The following is a 17,376-nucleotide window of genomic DNA, read 5'->3' as shown; positions in this document are numbered from 1 at the left end:
TCATCCAGGGAGAGATCGCCATGTTCCGCTACTTCGAGCAACTCAGTTCGCGCATCGCCGCACCGTTCATGGCCGACACCTCGCGTGACAGCAAGGTCTGGCAGTGCCGCTGCGGCCAATCGCTGTTCTTTCGCAACAGCCAGTGCCTGGCCTGCCAGGCGCTGTTGGGCTATCAGCCGCAGCAGAGTCGTTTGTCTTCCCTGCAACCCGGCCCTGTCGAAGGCACCTGGCTACAAGACGGCAACCTCGACGCAGGCGCCTTCCGCCGCTGCGCCAACCTTGACACTCCGGCCGCCTGCAACTGGCTGATCCCCGCTCATAGCACCGCAACGCTGTGTGTCGCCTGCAGCCTCAACCGCACCATTCCCGATCTGTCGATGCCGGAAAACCACGAGCGCTGGCTCAAAGTCGAGACCGCCAAGCGCCGCCTGGTAGCGCAACTGATCAGCCTTGGCCTGCAAGTGGTGCCCAAGCGCGTTGACGAAGACACTGGCCTGGCGTTCGATTTCGTCGGCATTGACCTCGAAGGCAACGCGCCCATGACCGGCCACGCGAACGGCCTGATCACCCTGGACATCAAAGAGGCCGACGACGCCCACCGTGAGAAAATCCGCGTGCAGATGCGCGAGCCTTATCGCACGTTGCTCGGCCATTTTCGCCATGAAGTCGGCCATTACTACTGGGATCGGTTGATCGCCACTGCTCACTGGCTGGAGCCGTTTCGCCAGTTGTTCGGTGACGAGCGCGCCAGTTATGCCGACGCGCTCGACCAGCATTACCAGAACGGCCCGCGCCCGGATTGGCAGCACACCTGCGTCAGCGCTTACGCCACCATGCACCCTTGGGAAGACTGGGCCGAAACCTGGGCCCATTACCTGCACATGATGGACGCCGTCGACACTGCCCTGGGCTTTGGCATGAGCGCCCGCGAGATGGACCTGGAATATCAGCCGTTTCCGCTCACCACCCTCTACGACCCTCAACACCCCGACGGCCCGGCGTTTCTGTCGTTCATCAACGCCTGGATCGAACTGGCCGCCATGCTCAACGAGCTGTCACGCAGCATGGGCCAGCCGGATTTCTACCCCTTCGTGCTGCCCCCGGCGGTGATCGCCAAGCTGCACTTTATTCACCTGGTGATCCAGCAAGAGGGTGGCAGGGCGGATGAGGCTGTGATTCTGTAGGGCGACAAGTACTTGAACCCCTTGATTTTTTAATCCAAAACCAACGGTTGTAACTTCCGATCAGATCGGTACAATGGCCCCGCTTGCCGAGAGGCAGGCGTCGTTATGGTGACTCCATCGGTCCCCCCGCAACGATTACCCGTGAACCTGGTCAGAGCCGGAAGGCAGCAGCCACAGCGGGAACATTGTGTGCCGGGGTGTGGCTGGTGGGGTTGCCTCCATAACGCTCTTCCTTGTGGCAACCCTGCCTGTTTCAAACCAAAAAACTTTTTTTTACGCCCATCTGCCGATTTTTATGCAGTGGCGACGACCTATCGCTGGAAAACCCTTAACCACCTGCTAGCTTGAATCGTGTAAGCGACCCCGTGCTGGAGTAGTGAAGAAGTGATGGCACTCCTTTAATCAATAAGGATAAGTGCCATGACGAGTGTTCAAGGTGTTCCCGAATCCCTCAGTGCCTCAGTCGGCACCCCAGGCAAGGCGCGCAATGTGCTTGCCGATGTTCAAGCCGTTCAACGTCTGTTTAATTTGATCACGCCCGCATCCGCTTCGCTGCTGGTGGTCGACGGCAAGTGCGGCCCTTTATTGCTTCAACGCATCAAGGACTATCAATCCAATCGCCTCCAGTTCACGCATCCCGACGGGGTGATTGACCCGGCCGGCCGGACGTTCAACCGCCTGGTCGAAGATGCGCACAAGGCAAGTCGCGGCATGCCGCTCGCCGCGCCAGGTAAATCACCGTTGGTCACCACGCCTGTGTGCGACGGTCATGTAGCGCTGACAGACGCGGACTTTCAAAGCGCCGCCGCTGTATTGGGCAACGGTATTTCGGTGAATATCCTCAAGGCGTTCGCCACGGTGGAGTCCGGTGGGCGTTCCGGGTTCGGGCCAACATTAATGCCCGTGATCGCCTATGAAGGGCACATCTTCCGCAGGTACACACAGCATAGATTCGACAAGGCCTATCCTTTTCTTTCGTACCCTTATGTGGAAAAGGCCGGTGCGCAATGGCGTGCCAATAACAAGACTCAGGTAACGGCTTGGGCCACGCTGGCCGCGGCGTATAACCTGGACGCGGACGCAGCGCTGATGTCGGTGTCTTATGGCATGTTTCAGATCATGGGCTTCAATTACGCCGCGTGTGGTTATAAGTCGGTGGTCGATTTTGTCACGGCGATGAAACTCAATGCCGGCCAGCAATTGATCGCGTTCGTCGGGTTTTGTCGCAAAAGCCCTGCGTTGATCAAGGCCATGAAGAATAAGGATTTTGCCGGCATGGCTCGGTATTACAACGGAGCAGACTATGGCGACTATGACCGGCGTATCCAAAAAGCCTATGACGCGCTGGAAAAGAAAAAATAGCCGAGCATGATGGGTGTTTCACAACGTCTGAGGCGATCACTGGACAACTCAAAACCATCTTGTTAGTTTCCGCCGGCCACTTGTATCAGAGTATGACAATGGCGCCGAATTGATATTGAAGTGCTATCACTTCTTTAACTAACAAGGATGTATGTGATGAAAAGCCTGCAAGGGTTACCCCGTCTTATCAGTGCTTCGGTCGGCGCGCCGGGTAAAGCCCGCAACTTGCCCGCCGATGTTCAGTGCATCCAGTATCTGTTCAATTTGATCATTCCCAAGATGGGTTTTCCGCTGGCCGAAAACGGCAAGTGTGATAGCCAGTTGGTGCAATGCATCAGCCAGTATCAGTTCCGTCATCTCAAGTACGCGCACCCTGACGGTGTGATCGACCCTACCGGTCGCACGTTTAACAGCCTGATCGAAGAAGCGGTGAAAGTGCCGGTCAAAGCCTTTCCAACCATGCGTATCCCGAGCTTTCTCAACGCGTTCGGTAATGGCAACGGCGATGCGGTGCAGGCGACGGTCAATGTGTACCTGGACCGCATGCGCGCAATGATCGAGGCCGAGCGACGTAACCGGCAGCTGATGCTCCAGGCCACGTGCGACGGCGGCATGACGCTCAGCGAAACCGATTTCCAGAACGCCGCCACGCAACTGGGCAGCGGTATTCCGGTGAACATCATCAAGGCCTTCGCCACCGTGGAGTCCGGCGGGCGCTCCGGGTTCGGGCCGGCCAAGTTGCCGGTGATCGCCTTTGAAGGTCACTTGTTTCGCAAGTACACCAAGCACATCTACGACCAGGCGCACCCGCTGCTGTCTTACCCTTACGTGAAAAAAGCCGGACCGCAGTGGCAAACAAACAACAAGGACCAGATCAAAGCCTGGGAAACCATGGCCACTGCGTTTGCCCTGGACCAGGAAGCCGCACTGATGTCGGCCTCGTGGGGCATGTTCCAGATCATGGGCTTCAACTTTGCATCGTGCGGTTACAAGACGGTATTTGAATTTTCGGCGGCGTTGAAAGTGAATGCCGGCAACCAACTCAAGGCATTTCTCGGTTTTTGCAGCAAGAGCCCGGCGTTGATGAAAGCCATGAAGGCCAAGGACTTTACCGGCATGGCGCGCAACTATAACGGCGAGGACTACGGTAACTACGACGTCCTGATGAAAAAAGCCTACGAAAAACTGGAAGGGAAAAAATAGGATGATCCGTTTACTAGCGGTAGGTGTGTTGTCGTTGTGCGCCGTGGCACCCGCCTTGGCCGGTTCGGCCGCGTTGCATTCAGGCAAATACGAAGGGCTGATGTTGGCGGTGACGCCGGACCATCAGGTCGAAGGCTTCTATTCGGAATCAATGGGCGAGGGCGTCAGCCGCGGTTGCACGTTCTACCTGCAAGGCAAGCCTGGCGCGCTGACCACCTGGCTCGACACAACCTACCCCGGCAGCGTGGCGCCTTCAGCGGATGGCGTGACCTTGACCGTGGAAGAAGGGCGCCAGCATCCCGGTTGTCTGAATGTGCTGATGCCGGAGATCGCCACCGGCCTGGACCTGACCCAGACCGCCGACAAAAAATGGATCGGCCTGGTCACCGTGTCGGCCGACAAGGCGTACCTGCTGAAAACTCCCAGCGCCAAGCCCGCCAAGCGTCCCTACATCGTCAAGGGTGATGTAGTGGGCCTGCTGGCACTCAAGGACGGCTGGGCTGAGGTGGAGTTCACCAACGCCGATGATCGTTCGTTCACCGGCTGGATCAGCCAGGATCAATACAGCCGCCTCGCCGCGCCCACTGTCCAGAACTGAGTGACTTCCCCCGCGCCGCTGTGTGCCAGGCACGCAGCGGCGTTTTCATGCCTGGGCTCAGGACTTGTTACGGCCGAACAGCTTGCGTACCCCGGCGAGTAACGCCACTACGCCAATCACCAGAAACTTCTTTGCCGCCAGCAGGAATATGCCGATCTTGGCGAACAGCCCGGCCTTGGCGGCAATCCCGCCGGCCACCAGCGCGGCCAGGCCGTACGTGGCCAGCTTGTCGGTTTTGGGGTTGAAGTCGGTGTAGAGGTTGCCGTCGGTGAAGTTGGTAAAGGCCAGGACCTTGGGCAGTTCTTGCTTGATGGTCGACAGGTCGGCCATGGCCGCGACGGCGTTGAGTTCCAGCACGCCTTCACGACCCAGCACGCGGATGCTGTAGTTGAGTGTGTTCTGCTCGGCGTCGTCGGCTTTCAGTTCCCGCGCCCAATACATCTTGTGCGAGGTTTCGTCGTAGTGCGGCGGTTCGGCCCAGCCCAGCAGGTGCAGGCCGGCGTAGCCTTGTTTCTGGCGTTCTTTGTTGTCGGCTTCGTCTTCTTCTTGCATCTGCTTGAGCAGGTCGGTGTAGTCGATTTTTGCAGCATCCTCGTCGGAAATATGCCCGTCGGCCTTATAGCTCACGATCACGCCCCAGCCACGCTCGGACAACGGGCTGACCGCTTTGGGCACGATCATGCCCAGGGTCTTGAAGCCCGGCGGGTTGCCCCAGCCATCGGTGAGCAGGCGCTCGGTGTCGGCGGGGTTGAGGTAATAGAATTCGTCGTTGAGCTTGAGGGTGGCAATGCCACTGGGCAGGGTGACCGTGCCGGTTTGTTGTTTGAGCGACGCGAGAAAATGCTCGGCGGTCTCGGCGGGCGCACTGGCTTCAACCGGGGCAGCGGGTGTGGAAGCGGCAAAAGCGGGGGCGACAGGCAGGCTCAGCACGGCCGCCGCCAGCAATAGGCGGAAGTAATTCATGGTAGTCCCTTACATTTTGAATTAATTTCGCGGAAGGATAACCGAAATAACCTGTTACAGGTTAGCTGAAGGTCTCGCGCAGCAGGCCGGCAAACGCATCCCGTGCCAGGTGGCGTTGGGTGTCCTTGTGCCAGAACAGCAGGTTGTCCACGGCCTGCAATTCGTCAAACCGGTACGACGCCAACTGATCGGCCTGCTCATAGCGCGCCAGGATGCCCTCCGGCGCCAGGGCCACGCCAATACCGGCACTCACACAACCAATGATCGTGCCCCAACTGGCATAGCTGGCGACGGTCGGCTTGAAGGCGTGGGGTTTGAGCCAGTTTTCCAGCGCCGCCCGGTAAGGGCAGCCCGGCGGCCACACCAGCAGGGTGCGCCCGGCGAGGTCCTCGGCACTGTGGATCGGCGCGCTGCAGGCGCTGGCGATCAGCACCAGGCGTTCGCTGTAGACCACGCTGTGTTCGAGCTTGGCGCGCGGGTTGCTGGCAGCCACCAGGGCGACATCCAGGCGATGGTGCTGCAGGTCGTCGAGCAACTGGGCCCAGGAGCCGGTCACCAGCTCCAGGCTGACGTCGGGGTAGCGTCGGTGATATTCGGCCAGCAGCGGCGGCAGGCGGCCGCTCGCGCTGGACTCCACCGCGCCGATGCGCAAGGTGCCACGGGGAATCGCGGTGGCGTCCACCGCGCGCTTGGATTCGTCCACCAGCGCGAGGATGCGCTCGCAGTATTCCAGGAAAATTTCACCGGCGGCACTGATGGCCAGCCCGCGTCCGGAGCGGATAAACAGCGGCGTGCCCAACTCGCTTTCCAGCTGCTTGATGCGTGTGGTGATGTTGGAGGGCACGCAGTGCAATTGCTGTGCGGCCTGGGCCACGCTGCCGGTTTGCGCCACGGCTCGCACCATTTTCAGTTGGGCCAGTTCCATTGCTCAGTTCCGCTGATTTCAGAAGTCAGAAACACTTAATTGTCCTACGAGGCGCACGGGCCAAGACTGACGCAATCCCTTCGCAGTTTCTGGACGCCATCGATGAAAACCCCGTCACCCGTGAAGCTTACGCTAGTCATTGCCGGCGTGATCCTCTGTTGGGCTTTTTCGCCGACTGGCGTGCACATGGGCCTGCACAGCTACAGCCCGGGCCAACTGGCGTTGCTGCGGTTTCTGATTGCCTCGGTGTTCATGGGCGGTGTGGCGCTGGTGGTGGGCATCGGCCGGCCGCGCCTGCGGGATGTGCCCTGGTTGCTGGTGTTGGGTTTTTTCGGCGTGTTCCTGCACCACATGAGCCTCAATGCCGGGCAGCAATGGGTGACGGCGGCGGCGTCCAGCGTATTGGCGCAGTCGGTGCCGCTGTTCAGCGTGCTCATTGCGTTTTGCTGCCTGAAGGAACGCGTCAGCGCCTGGCGTTGGGGCTGTGTGCTGCTGGGCTTGCTGGGGGTGCTGGTGGTGATCTGGGGCGACCTGGGCGTGGGCGATCTCGACCCGCGCGGGTTACTGATCCTGCTGGCGGCGCTGTCATGGAGCGTGTATTTCGCCATCCAGAAACACTATGCCCACCGCTACAGCCCGTTGACCATGGCGTGCTACATGGTGTGGTCGGGCACCCTGATGCTCTGCGTCAACCTGCCGGGCCTGCCAACCGCCGTGATGCGGGCGCCGTTGCAGCAGAACCTGGCGGTGCTGGTGCTGGGTATTTTCCCCAGCGCCTTGGCCTACCTTGCCTGGGGCTATGTGCTCAAGCATGTCGAGGTCAGCCGTGCGTCGGTGGCGATGTATCTGATCCCGCCGGTGGCGATGGTGATGGCCGCGACGCTGCTGGGTGAACGGATCACCCTGCAGGTGGTGCTCGGCGGCGTGATTGTGTTGGCGAGTGTGGCGGCCATCAGTCTGGAGGGGCGTTGGCGCTCAGTCGTTCAGGCTGAACGCGCGCAAGCGGTGACCGTCGGGGTCTTGGGCGACGAAGGTGTAGCCGAAGTCCACGGCGGTCGGTGACTGCAGGATCGGCGCGCCGCGCTCTACCCATTGATCGTGCAGCGCCCTGACGGCGGCAGTGTCAGCCAGGGCAAAGCCCACTTCGCCGCCCCCGCCGGTGGCCGTGGCGGCCGGCTGCACGGTGTGGCGCGACCACAGGCCCAGCTTCACGCCGTTGTCGAGGATGAACAGGGCAAAGGTCGGATTGAGCTCCACGGGCGGCTTGCCCAGCAGGCGGCTGTAGAAATTGGCGCTGGTGGCCGGGCTGTCGACATACAGCAGGAAGTAATGGGCGAGGGTGTTCATGCAGGCTCCTTGGGGTACGAACGTTGAGTGGCGCCGAGTCTATAAGGCAGCCCTGTCAGTTCCTGTCAGGAGTGTGCAGCGGCACCGGATCCTCGCCGGTGTACAGCTTGATGATGTCGTCGATTTCGCCGGACATCTTCATGTGCAGCAGCGCGCGCAGAATTTTTTGCACCGGTACGGTGGGGTCATTGCGCACGACGCAGCCGAGGTCTTGCTCATTAATCACGGCCACCTTGTGCAGCCGTTGGCCGATCGGCATTTTTTGGTTGAAGCGGTCGACGCTCCATTCGTTGCTCGCCGCGTAGGTGTAACGCCCGGCCACCAGTTTGTGCAGCACCTGTTCTTCGCTGCGTGCATCGTCCCGGCTGAGCTGGCCGTTGGCAAACAGCGGATCGAGGATGGCATAGCGATAATTGAGCACCGTGCCGATCGACTGTGGCGCCAGCTTGAGTATCTGTACCGGCTGGCTGCGGGTACTTACCAGTACGTTGCGCTGCACCATCAGCGGCACGCTCCAGATGTAATCGCCCGACAGGTTATCGACCCATGACGGCGTGACGTAACAGCGCACGTCAATTTCACCATGGGCCATGGACGCGGCGATCCGTGCGCGTGCCAGTACCTGGAAGTGCGCCGGATGGCCAACGTGGGTGGCCAGGCTCGACATCAAGTCATACAAAATACCCTGGGTTGGCCGGCCATTATCCAGTTGCACCATGGGCATCGCCCAACTGTCGGACACCGAAAAGCGCAGCGGTGCAGGCGCCGCAAGGCTCGCCGTGGTGATCATCCATAAAGCGCCCAGGACTACGCGCATATTCTCTCCGGGTTCAGGCCTTTGCAGGCCACTGCGCAGAGCTTAGTCAGATTAGACGAGCGTGCCGGATGCAATTTCCCCCTTGCTCCGCTAGCATTACGGGCTTCCGCTTCCCAGTTGCGACGGTTTTCGATGAGTTATCAGGTTCTTGCACGTAAATGGCGCCCGCGCTCGTTCCGCGAAATGGTCGGCCAGACCCATGTGCTCAAGGCTCTGATCAATGCCTTGGACAGCCAACGGCTGCACCATGCCTACCTGTTCACCGGCACCCGTGGGGTGGGCAAGACCACTATTGCGCGCATCATCGCCAAGTGCCTGAACTGTGAAACCGGCATCACCTCGACGCCCTGCGGCACCTGTTCGGTGTGCCGGGAAATCGACGAAGGGCGTTTCGTCGACCTGATCGAGATCGACGCTGCGAGCCGCACCAAGGTCGAAGACACCCGCGAACTGCTCGACAACGTGCAGTACGCGCCGAGCCGCGGCCGCTTCAAGGTCTACCTGATCGACGAAGTGCACATGCTGTCCAGCCATTCCTTCAACGCCTTGTTGAAAACCCTGGAAGAGCCGCCGCCCTACGTCAAATTCATCCTGGCCACCACCGACCCGCAGAAGCTTCCTGCAACGATTCTGTCGCGGTGCCTGCAGTTCTCTCTGAAAAACATGACCCCCGAGCGCGTGGTCGAGCATTTGACCCACGTGCTGGGCGTCGAGAACGTGCCGTTCGAAGACGACGCACTGTGGCTGCTCGGCCGCGCCGCCGATGGCTCGATGCGGGATGCCATGAGCCTCACCGACCAAGCCATCGCCTTTGGTGAAGGCAAGGTCATGGCCGCCGATGTGCGCGCGATGCTCGGCACCCTCGACCACGGCCAGGTGTTCGACGTGCTGCACGCGCTGATCGAAGGTGACGCCAAGGCGTTGCTTGAAGCGGTGCGCCACTTGTCGGAACAGGGCCCGGATTGGAACGGCGTGCTGTCGGAAATCCTTAATGTGCTGCACCGCGTTGCCATCGCCCAGGCCCTGCCGGAAGGGGTCGACAACGGTCATGGCGACCGCGACCGCGTATTGGCCCTGGCCCAGGCGCTGCCGGCCGAAGATGTGCAGTTCTACTACCAGATGGGGCTGATCGGTCGCCGCGACCTGCCGCTGGCGCCGGACCCGCGGGGTGGCTTCGAGATGGTGCTGCTGCGGATGCTGGCCTTCCGGCCTGCGGACTCGGCAGACGTACCGAGGCAGCCGCTAAAGCCAGTGGGGATCAGCCAGGCCACAGTTGATTCCGCCAAACCAGTGGCTGGCGCGGCGGTCGTCGCGCCAGTGGTTGCTGCGCCTGCCCCGGCGCCTGCGCCTGTCGCGGCGGCGCCGGTGGCCGAGCCTGCGCCGGTTATCGAAGCCGAGCCCGCGCCTGTCGTCGACCTGCCGTGGAACGACCCGGTAGAACCCGAGCCCGAACCCGAAGTCGAGCTGCAACCCGCCGTGGAGCCCGTGCTGGAAACCACCGGCGAGCAGCCCGAGCTGACGCCAATGCCTGCGCCGACCCCGGACAGCGCAGTGCCGGCCGCGCCGGAGTGGGTGTCGGCGCCGGTGCCCGAGCCGACCGTGGCCCAGGTCGATAGCGCCACGCCGGGCATCGACCTCGATGACGACGAGCCGCCGCTGGACGAAGACTACATCGAGCCGGACATGGATTCGGCCTACAGCTACCTAGACGACCTGGCCAGCGAACACGCCGCCGAGCCTGCGCCCGAGCCCGAGCCTGAACCCGCTGCGGCCCCGGCCACCGGCCTGGCGTTGCAATGGCTGGAACTGTTCCCGAAACTGCCGATCTCCGGCATGACCGGTAGCATCGCCGCCAACTGCACGCTGATCTCCATCGAGGGCGACCACTGGTTGCTGCACCTGGACCCGGCCCATAGCGCCCTGTTCAACGCGACCCAGCAACGCCGGCTCAATGACGCGCTCAACCAGTACCATGGGCGCACGCTGACCATCGCCATCGAGTTGATCAAGCCCGAGCAGGAAACCCCCGCCCAGGCCGCCACACGCCGGCGCCTCAACCGCCAGCGCGAGGCTGAAGAGTCGATCCACGGCGATCCGCTCATCCAACAAATGATGCAACACTTCGGTGCGGTCGTCCGCCACGATACTATTGAACCTGTCGAAGCCCCGGTGCCCCAGGCGTCATAACACCGGGCTATTAACTGATCCACGAACGTTTGAGGTGATTCCCATGATGAAAGGTGGCATGGCCGGCCTGATGAAGCAGGCGCAGCAGATGCAGGAAAAAATGGCCAAGATGCAGGAAGAACTGGCCAACGCCGAAGTCACCGGTAAAGCCGGTGGCGATATGGTCAGCGTGGTGATGACCGGTCGTCACGACATCAAGCGCGTGAGCATCGACCCAAGCCTGCTCGAAGGCGTCAGCGATGACGACCGTGAAGTGCTGGAAGACTTGTTCGCCGCCGCCGTCAACGACGCCGTGCGCAAGATCGAAGCCAACAGCCAGGACAAAATGTCCGGTGTGACCGCTGGCATGCAGCTGCCACCGGGCATGAAGCTGCCGTTCTGATCGGCAGTCTGCGCTAAGCTCCAATGCCAGGCCTCGTGCCTGGCATTTTTTTGTCTGCCGGTGATCGCTCCAGCAGGTGGGAACGATCTGAACCCCAACCACCTGATGATGGTCTGCACCCTGTACCGATGAATTCGATAAAGGAGCCCCTTCATGCCTCAAGAACCGACACTCAACCAGCGCATCGTCCTGGTCTCGCGCCCTCACGGCGCGCCCACCCCGGAAAACTTCCGCCTGGAGCGCGTGAGCCTGCCGGAGTTGGCGGACGGCCAGGTACTGCTCAAAACGCTGTACCTGTCCCTCGATCCCTACATGCGTGGGCGTATGAGCGATGCCCCGTCCTACGCCGCACCGGTGGAAATCGACGAGGTAATGACCGGGGGCGCTGTCAGCCGTATCGAACAGTCGCGTCATCCTGAATTCGAGGTGGGCGACCTGGTGGTCGGCGCCACCGGCTGGCAGAGCCACAGTATTTCCGACGGCCGCAACCTGATGCCGGTGCCCAAAGGCCTGCCCAGTCCGTCAATGGCCCTGGGTGTGCTGGGCATGCCTGGCATGACTGCCTACATGGGCCTGATGGACATCGGTCAACCCAAGGCCGGCGAAACCCTGGTGGTCGCCGCGGCATCCGGCGCGGTGGGCTCGGTGGTGGGCCAGGTGGCCAAGCTCAAGGGCTTGCGTGTGGTCGGCGTCGCGGGCGGCGCCGACAAGTGCCGTTATGTGGTGGATGAGCTTGGCTTTGATGCCTGTATCGACCACAAGAGCGCGGAGTTTGCCGATGAGTTGGCCCAAGCCTGCTTCAACGGTGTGGACATCTACTTCGAGAACGTCGGTGGCAAAGTATTCGACGCCATAGTGCCCTTGCTCAACTCCAAGGCTCGCATTCCCCTGTGCGGGCTCATCGCCGGCTACAACGCCCATGAGGCGCCCAGCGGGCCTGATCGCTTGCCGGCCTTGCAACGTACCCTGTTGACCAAGCGTGTGCGGATCCAGGGCTTTATCGTATTCGACGACTACGGCGACCGTCAGCCCGAGTTCCTCAGCGCCATGGCGCCTTGGGTACGCGACGCTAAGATCAAGTTCCGCGAAGACGTGGTCGAGGGCCTGGAGCGCGCGCCCGAAGCCTTTATCGGTTTGCTCGAGGGGCGCAACTTCGGCAAGTTGGTGGTGCGCGTCGCCCAGGATTGAGGATTTGACGCTAATCCGGGGCGCGGGTATAAACCGCGTCTCGTTGTTTTGTCGGACCATTGCCCCATGAGCTTCAGCCCCCTGATTCGCCAACTGATCGACGCCCTGCGCACGTTGCCCGGCGTCGGCCAGAAAACCGCCCAGCGCATGGCGCTGCAACTACTGGAGCGCGATCGCAGCGGCGGTTCCCGGTTGGCCCAGGCCCTGAGCCAGGCCATGGAAGGTGTGGGCCACTGCCGCCAGTGCCGCACCCTCACCGAAGAAGAACTCTGCCCGCAATGCGCCGACCCGCGCCGCGACGACACGCTGTTGTGCGTGGTGGAAGGGCCGATGGACGTGTACGCGGTGGAGCAGACCGGTTATCGCGGGCGCTACTTTGTGCTCAAGGGCCATCTGTCACCCCTGGACGGCCTGGGCCCGGAGGCTATCGGCATTCCGCAACTGGTGGCGCGGATCGAAGAGCAGGGCACCTTTACCGAAGTGATCCTGGCCACCAACCCGACCGTGGAAGGTGAAGCCACTGCGCATTACATCGCCCAACTGCTGAGCAACAAAGGCCTGATCACGTCGCGCATCGCCCATGGCGTGCCGTTGGGCGGAGAGTTGGAGTTGGTGGACGGCGGCACCCTGGCGCACTCGTTCGCCGGTCGCAAGCCGATCGCGCTCTAGCGGACACTGCAGGGCTAAAAATGTGGGAGGGGGCTTGCTCCCGATAGCAGTGGGTCAGTCAATGAATGTGTTAACTGATACACCGCCATCGGGAGCAAGCCCCCTCCCACAATGGTTTTGCAGTGTTAGTGAGATATATGTTGTCCGCGATGTCCTCAGCCCGGCCACTCGTTAACGTTCAGTCAACGCAAACTGCGTCAGGCAAAAAGTCGGAATCCCCATATCTTCCAAGCGCTGCGAGCCGCCCAGTTCCGGCAGGTCAATAATCGCCGCCGCTTCAAAGACCTTGGCGCCCATGCGCCGCACCAGGTTCGCCGCTGCGATCAAGGTTCCGCCGGTGGCGATCAGGTCATCGAAGATCAGCACCGAGTCACCTTCGCACAGGCTGTCGGCGTGCACTTCCAGGAAGGCTTCGCCGTACTCGGTCTGGTAACCCTCGGCCAGCACATCGGCCGGCAGCTTGCCCTGCTTGCGGAACAGAATCAGCGGCTTGTTCAGTTGGTAGGCGATGATCGACCCGATCAGGAAACCACGCGCATCCATGGCGCCGATATGGCTGAAATCGGCTTCGACATAACGGTGGGCAAAGGTGTCGGCCACCAGGCGCAGGGCCTTGGGTGATTGGAACAACGGCGTGATGTCACGGAAGATCACCCCAGGCTTGGGGAAGTCGATGACAGGGCGGATCAGGGATTTGATGTCGAACGAATCGAAGGTCATCGTCGAAGAGTCCTGGGAGGAAAACGGACTCGGAGTATACCTGCGGCCTCGCTGCTTGGCGCGGCCGCAGATGTCTGGCTCAGCCTTCCAGAGAGCCGCCGGCCAGCGCGCACAGCTGGATCGGATCGAGGATGTGCACTTCCTTGCCTTCGGCGGCCAGTAGTTCGTTCTGCTGGAAACGGGTAAATACGCGGGACACGGTTTCCACCGCGAGGCCCAGGTAGTTGCCGATTTCGTTGCGCGACATGCTCAGGCGGAACTGGTTGGCCGAGAAGCCACGGGCACGGAAGCGCGCCGATAGATTGACCAGGAAGGTGGCAATGCGCTCATCGGCGGTTTTCTTCGACAGCAACAACATCATTTGCTGGTCGTCACGAATTTCGCGGCTCATCACGCGCATCAACTGGCGGCGCAGTTGTGGCAGTTGCAGGGCCAGTTCGTCGAGGCGTTCGAAGGGAATTTCGCATACCGATGTGGTCTCCAGCGCCTGGGCCGACACCGGGTGAATCTCGGTGTCCATGCCCGACAGCCCGACCAGCTCGCTGGGCAGGTGAAAACCGGTGATCTGTTCTTCGCCGCTGTCGCTGAGGCTGAAGGTTTTCAAGGCGCCCGAACGTACTGCATAGACGGAATCGAATTTGTCGCCCTGGCGAAACAGAAACTCGCCTTTTTTCAGCGGGCGACCACGTTTTACGATGTCGTCCAGCGCGTCCATGTCTTCCAGATTCAATGAAAGTGGCAAGCAGAGCGGGGCCAGGCTGCAATCCTTGCAGTGGGCCTGGCCGTGAGCGCGCAGTTTGGCTGGCTCGGACATTTCTTAAATCCTTGTGGGAAAACACACATAAGACGTAAGGGTAACGCACAGTGAGGGGGTGAGGCCAGCCTGTACAAAAAAACGCGGTCGGTATAAAGATCCGCAAAAAACGGCCGATAGTCTGCTATCGACTCTTCATTCACGGGCTAAATTGATGCTTTCTTTCAATACTAATCTCGCAGCCAGCGTCAGCATCCCAGCGGCTCAGGCCACTAAAGACGACGCTGTGAAAGAGAAGGATGACGTGACGGGTGTGGCGGAAGTAGCCAAGCCTGGCGTTTCGGTAACGATTTCCGGTGCCGCAATGAAAGCTGCGGCGGCGCAGAAAACCTCCAACAACGATATTGATGACAGTGGCCTGGCAGACAACGTCAAGCAACTGCTGAAGATGATTCGCGACATCAAAAAGCAGATCGCCGAGAAACAAGCCGAAATGGCGGCCGTGATGGCCGACAAGAACCTCAGCCCTGAACAGGCCAGGGCCAGGCTCGCCGGCCTGCAATCGGCCTTGAGCGGCTTGCAGGCCGGCTTGACCAGTGCTCAGGCATCCTTGGCCAAGGCGATGAAGGATATGAGCGCCGGCGATGCGATCAAGGCCTCCGGCCTGGCGATGAAATAGCCGCGCTTAGATCACCCGCGAAAACCGCTGCCGGTTCTGGTGTTCCAGGTACGTATCGAACACCATGCACACCGACCGCACCAGCAAGCGCCCGGCAGGCAATACGCGAATGCCCTGGGCGTCGAGCTCGATCAGGCCGTCGGTGGCCATGGTCTCCAGTTGCGGCCAGATCTCGTCGAAGTACCCGCGAAAATCAATGTTGAAGGCCTGTTCGATGCGTTCGAATGCCAGGCTGAAATTACAGATCAACTGCTGAATCACCTCCCGCCGCAACCGATCGTCCGTGGTGCAGACCAAGCCACGGCTGGTGGCCAGTTGCGCGCCGGCCAAGGTGTTCTGGTAGCCGTTGAGGTCGCTGCTGTTCTGGCAGTACAGGTCGCCGATCTGGCTGATTGCCGACACGCCGAGCCCGATCAGGTCGCAGTGACCGTGAGTGGTATAGCCCTGGAAGTTGCGTTGCAGGGTGCCTTCTTCCTGGGCGATGGCCAATTCGTCATCGGGCAGGGCGAAATGGTCCATGCCGATGTAACGATAGCCGGCCAGGGTCAGTTGCTCGATGGTGGTGTGCAGCATCAGCAGTTTTTCGGCGGGCGACGGCAGGTCGTCGGTGTTGATGCGCCGCTGGGGCATGAAACGCTCCGGCAGATGCGCGTAGTTGAACACCGACAGGCGGTCCGGTTGCAGCTTGATCACTTCTTCCACGGTGCGCGCGAAGTTGATCGGCGTTTGCTTGGGCAGGCCGTAGATCAAGTCGATGTTGATCGAGCGAAATTGCAGGGTGCGCGCCGCGTCGATCACCGCGCGGGTTTCCTCCAGGCTTTGCAGGCGATTGACCGCCCGTTGTACCTCGGGGTCGAGGTCTTGCAGGCCCACGCTGATACGGTTGAAACCCAGCTCGCGCAACAGGCCCATGGTGGCCCAGTCGGCTTCGCGCGGGTCGATCTCGATGCCGTAGTCGCCGGAATCATCCTCAAGCAAATTGAAGTGCTGGCGCAGGCAGGCCATGACCTGGCGCAATTCGTCGTGGCTGAGAAAGGTGGGGGTGCCGCCGCCGAAATGCAGCTGTTCAACCGGCTGTTTCGGGTCGAGGTGGCAGGCCACCAGTTGAATCTCCTGCTCAAGGCGTTGCAGGTAGGCGTGGGCGCGACCACGGTCCTTGGTGATCACCTTGTTGCAGGCGCAGTAGTAGCAGATGTTCGCGCAGAACGGCACATGCACATACAGCGACAATGGTCGCACGGCCTTGCGGCTTTCGCGCAGGGCATGGAGCAGGTCGAAGGTGCCGACCTGGCTGTCGAATTGTACGGCGGTGGGGTAGGACGTGTAGCGCGGTCCTGCCAGGTCGTAGCGATGAATCAGATCGGTATCCCAACGAATGGCGTCGAGCATGCGGGCGTCCCCCGGATAGGCTAGTGGGCCGAGTCTAGGGGCTGTGCGGGGCAGGCACCTTGATTTGCATCAACAGGGAGCGGCGCTATGCCACATGGCCCTTTAGTGGCCCATTAGCCAGTGCTGATGCGGCCCCGGCAAGGTCCATATGCCAAACACCATCACCAGCAAGCCACCGGCCATACGCACACTGCGTTTACGCAAGAGTGCGGTCACGCGTTCGGCCGCGAGCCCTGTCGCCAGCAACACTGGCCAGGTGCCCAGGCCGAACGCCAGCATCAGCAGCGCACTGTCCAGCGCATTGCCCTGGCTAGCGGCCCACAGCAGCGTGCTGTAGACCAACCCGCACGGCAACCAGCCCCACAGCGCGCCCAACAGCAAGGCGCGCGGCAGGCTGGACACCGGCAGCAAACGGTTGGCAACCGGTTGGATATGCCGCCACAGGCCGCGCCCGAGGCTTTCGATGCGGGTCAGCCCGCTCCACCAGCCGGCCAGGTACAGGCCCATGCAGATCAGCAGTGCACCCGCGAGCACCCGCATGAGCATCGCCGCCGGGCTATTGGCCACGGCCCAGCCGGCCAGGCCGATCAACAGCCCGGCGGTGGCATAACTGAAGATGCGCCCCAGGTTGTACGCCAGCAGCAGGCGAAACCTGCGGCGTCGTTGCTCCTTGGGAATGGCCAGGGTCAGCGCGCCCATCAGCCCGCCGCACATGCCCAGGCAATGGCCGCCGCCCAGCAAGCCCAGGATCAGCGCGGAGACCAGCAAGGGGGCCAATTCAAGCATGGGGCGGGTCTTGGGGCTTGGGCGGTTGTTCGGCGCTATTGGCTTCGTCGACGGCGGCCAGGTGGTTAGGGTCCTGGTCATCGAACAGCACGCTGTGGGCCGGGCCGTCGAGGTCGTCGTACTGGCCGCTGTCCACGGCCCAGAAAAAGATGTAAATGGCGATCGCCACGATCAGCAGCGCCGCTGGAATCATCACGTATAAAGCTGGCATCTGCACTCCATG

At 61.4% G+C, this 17,376-nt stretch carries 19 protein-coding genes and 1 other RNA gene; 11 read left to right on the top strand and 9 right to left on the bottom strand.

Going from position 1 to position 17,376, the window contains the following annotated elements:
- The first annotated feature begins 20 nt into the window (after window positions 1-20).
- From KSS96_RS21215 to KSS96_RS21195, 5 genes are all read left to right on the top strand, one after another.
- A complete protein-coding gene (locus KSS96_RS21215) occupies window positions 21-1,184 on the top strand; it encodes a zinc-binding metallopeptidase family protein (protein ID WP_065878185.1) in 1,164 nt (387 codons plus the stop codon).
- Window positions 1,185-1,299: 115 nt separating this feature from the next.
- An RNA gene (ffs, locus tag KSS96_RS21210) (signal recognition particle sRNA small type) lies at window positions 1,300-1,396 on the top strand.
- 208 nt (window positions 1,397-1,604) lie between these two features.
- A complete protein-coding gene (locus KSS96_RS21205) occupies window positions 1,605-2,546 on the top strand; it encodes an N-acetylmuramidase family protein (RefSeq protein ID WP_065878184.1) in 942 nt (313 codons plus the stop codon).
- 156 nt (window positions 2,547-2,702) lie between these two features.
- Window positions 2,703-3,749, top strand: a complete 1,047-nt coding sequence (locus tag KSS96_RS21200; RefSeq protein ID WP_017527485.1) for an N-acetylmuramidase family protein — start codon at window positions 2,703-2,705, stop codon at window positions 3,747-3,749.
- A gap of 1 nt (window position 3,750) precedes the next feature.
- The gene (locus KSS96_RS21195) at window positions 3,751-4,347 is read left to right on the top strand and encodes a hypothetical protein (protein WP_065878182.1); all 597 of its coding nucleotides are present in this window, start codon (window positions 3,751-3,753) and stop codon (window positions 4,345-4,347) included.
- Between the two features lie 57 nt (window positions 4,348-4,404).
- On the opposite strand, the gene KSS96_RS21190 is transcribed toward KSS96_RS21195, so the two are convergent.
- Entirely contained in the window at window positions 4,405-5,310 is a 906-nt protein-coding gene (locus KSS96_RS21190) for a DUF2167 domain-containing protein (protein WP_065878180.1), read from the bottom strand.
- Between the two features lie 61 nt (window positions 5,311-5,371).
- Complete coding sequence (locus tag KSS96_RS21185) at window positions 5,372-6,235, bottom strand: LysR family transcriptional regulator (RefSeq protein ID WP_017527488.1); 864 nt, start codon at window positions 6,233-6,235, stop codon at window positions 5,372-5,374.
- Between the two features lie 102 nt (window positions 6,236-6,337).
- On the opposite strand from KSS96_RS21185, the gene KSS96_RS21180 reads away from it, so the two are divergent.
- Window positions 6,338-7,297, top strand: a complete 960-nt coding sequence (locus KSS96_RS21180; protein ID WP_116079342.1) for a DMT family transporter — start codon at window positions 6,338-6,340, stop codon at window positions 7,295-7,297.
- Here KSS96_RS21180 and KSS96_RS21175 read toward each other — a convergent pair.
- Window positions 7,211-7,582, bottom strand: coding sequence for a VOC family protein (locus KSS96_RS21175; RefSeq protein WP_017527490.1), 372 nt, complete (start codon window positions 7,580-7,582; stop codon window positions 7,211-7,213). The two genes, KSS96_RS21180 and KSS96_RS21175, sit on opposite strands and share 87 nt — an antisense overlap.
- A 55-nt stretch (window positions 7,583-7,637) precedes the next feature.
- Window positions 7,638-8,399, bottom strand: coding sequence for a substrate-binding periplasmic protein (locus KSS96_RS21170; RefSeq protein WP_217855303.1), 762 nt, complete (start codon window positions 8,397-8,399; stop codon window positions 7,638-7,640).
- Between the two features lie 132 nt (window positions 8,400-8,531).
- On the opposite strand from KSS96_RS21170, the gene dnaX reads away from it, so the two are divergent.
- The 4 genes from dnaX to recR all read left to right on the top strand — a co-directional run bounded on the left by dnaX (window position 8,532) and on the right by recR (window position 12,825).
- Window positions 8,532-10,586, top strand: coding sequence for a DNA polymerase III subunit gamma/tau (dnaX, locus tag KSS96_RS21165; RefSeq protein WP_217855301.1), 2,055 nt, complete (start codon window positions 8,532-8,534; stop codon window positions 10,584-10,586).
- Window positions 10,587-10,629: 43 nt separating this feature from the next.
- Entirely contained in the window at window positions 10,630-10,968 is a 339-nt protein-coding gene (locus tag KSS96_RS21160; protein WP_017527493.1) for a YbaB/EbfC family nucleoid-associated protein, read from the top strand.
- Window positions 10,969-11,121: 153 nt separating this feature from the next.
- Window positions 11,122-12,156, top strand: a complete 1,035-nt coding sequence (gene curA / locus KSS96_RS21155; protein WP_116079346.1) for an NADPH-dependent curcumin/dihydrocurcumin reductase — start codon at window positions 11,122-11,124, stop codon at window positions 12,154-12,156.
- A gap of 66 nt (window positions 12,157-12,222) precedes the next feature.
- Window positions 12,223-12,825 carry a recombination mediator RecR gene (recR, locus tag KSS96_RS21150; protein ID WP_017527495.1) on the top strand — a complete coding sequence of 201 codons (603 nt, stop codon included), beginning with the start codon at window positions 12,223-12,225 and terminating at the stop codon, window positions 12,823-12,825.
- 171 nt (window positions 12,826-12,996) lie between these two features.
- Here recR and KSS96_RS21145 read toward each other — a convergent pair whose 3' ends face one another.
- Both KSS96_RS21145 and fnr read right to left on the bottom strand, forming a co-directional pair.
- Complete coding sequence (locus KSS96_RS21145) at window positions 12,997-13,545, bottom strand: adenine phosphoribosyltransferase (RefSeq protein WP_017527496.1); 549 nt, start codon at window positions 13,543-13,545, stop codon at window positions 12,997-12,999.
- A gap of 79 nt (window positions 13,546-13,624) precedes the next feature.
- Window positions 13,625-14,359 carry a fumarate/nitrate reduction transcriptional regulator Fnr gene (gene fnr / locus KSS96_RS21140; protein ID WP_017527497.1) on the bottom strand — a complete coding sequence of 245 codons (735 nt, stop codon included), beginning with the start codon at window positions 14,357-14,359 and terminating at the stop codon, window positions 13,625-13,627.
- 154 nt (window positions 14,360-14,513) lie between these two features.
- On the opposite strand from fnr, the gene KSS96_RS21135 reads away from it, so the two are divergent.
- Window positions 14,514-14,978, top strand: coding sequence for a hypothetical protein (locus KSS96_RS21135; RefSeq protein ID WP_026067235.1), 465 nt, complete (start codon window positions 14,514-14,516; stop codon window positions 14,976-14,978).
- Window positions 14,979-14,984: 6 nt separating this feature from the next.
- Here KSS96_RS21135 and hemN read toward each other — a convergent pair whose 3' ends face one another.
- The 3 genes from hemN to ccoS all read right to left on the bottom strand — a co-directional run bounded on the left by hemN (window position 14,985) and on the right by ccoS (window position 17,364).
- Window positions 14,985-16,367, bottom strand: coding sequence for an oxygen-independent coproporphyrinogen III oxidase (gene hemN, locus KSS96_RS21130; protein WP_017527499.1), 1,383 nt, complete (start codon window positions 16,365-16,367; stop codon window positions 14,985-14,987).
- A gap of 102 nt (window positions 16,368-16,469) precedes the next feature.
- A complete protein-coding gene (locus KSS96_RS21125; RefSeq protein ID WP_065878166.1) occupies window positions 16,470-17,153 on the bottom strand; it encodes a sulfite exporter TauE/SafE family protein in 684 nt (227 codons plus the stop codon).
- Window positions 17,146-17,364 (bottom strand): cbb3-type cytochrome oxidase assembly protein CcoS, encoded by a 219-nt coding sequence (ccoS, locus tag KSS96_RS21120; protein WP_017527501.1) that lies wholly within the window; start codon window positions 17,362-17,364, stop codon window positions 17,146-17,148. Before ccoS ends, KSS96_RS21125 begins: the two co-directional genes overlap by 8 nt.
- Window positions 17,365-17,376: the final 12 nt, after the last annotated feature.

The sequence above is a fragment of the Pseudomonas asgharzadehiana genome, from assembly GCF_019139815.1.
Classification (GTDB): Bacteria; Pseudomonadota; Gammaproteobacteria; order Pseudomonadales; family Pseudomonadaceae; genus Aquipseudomonas; species Aquipseudomonas asgharzadehiana.
This window is presented reverse-complemented; position numbering and strand designations above follow the sequence as displayed.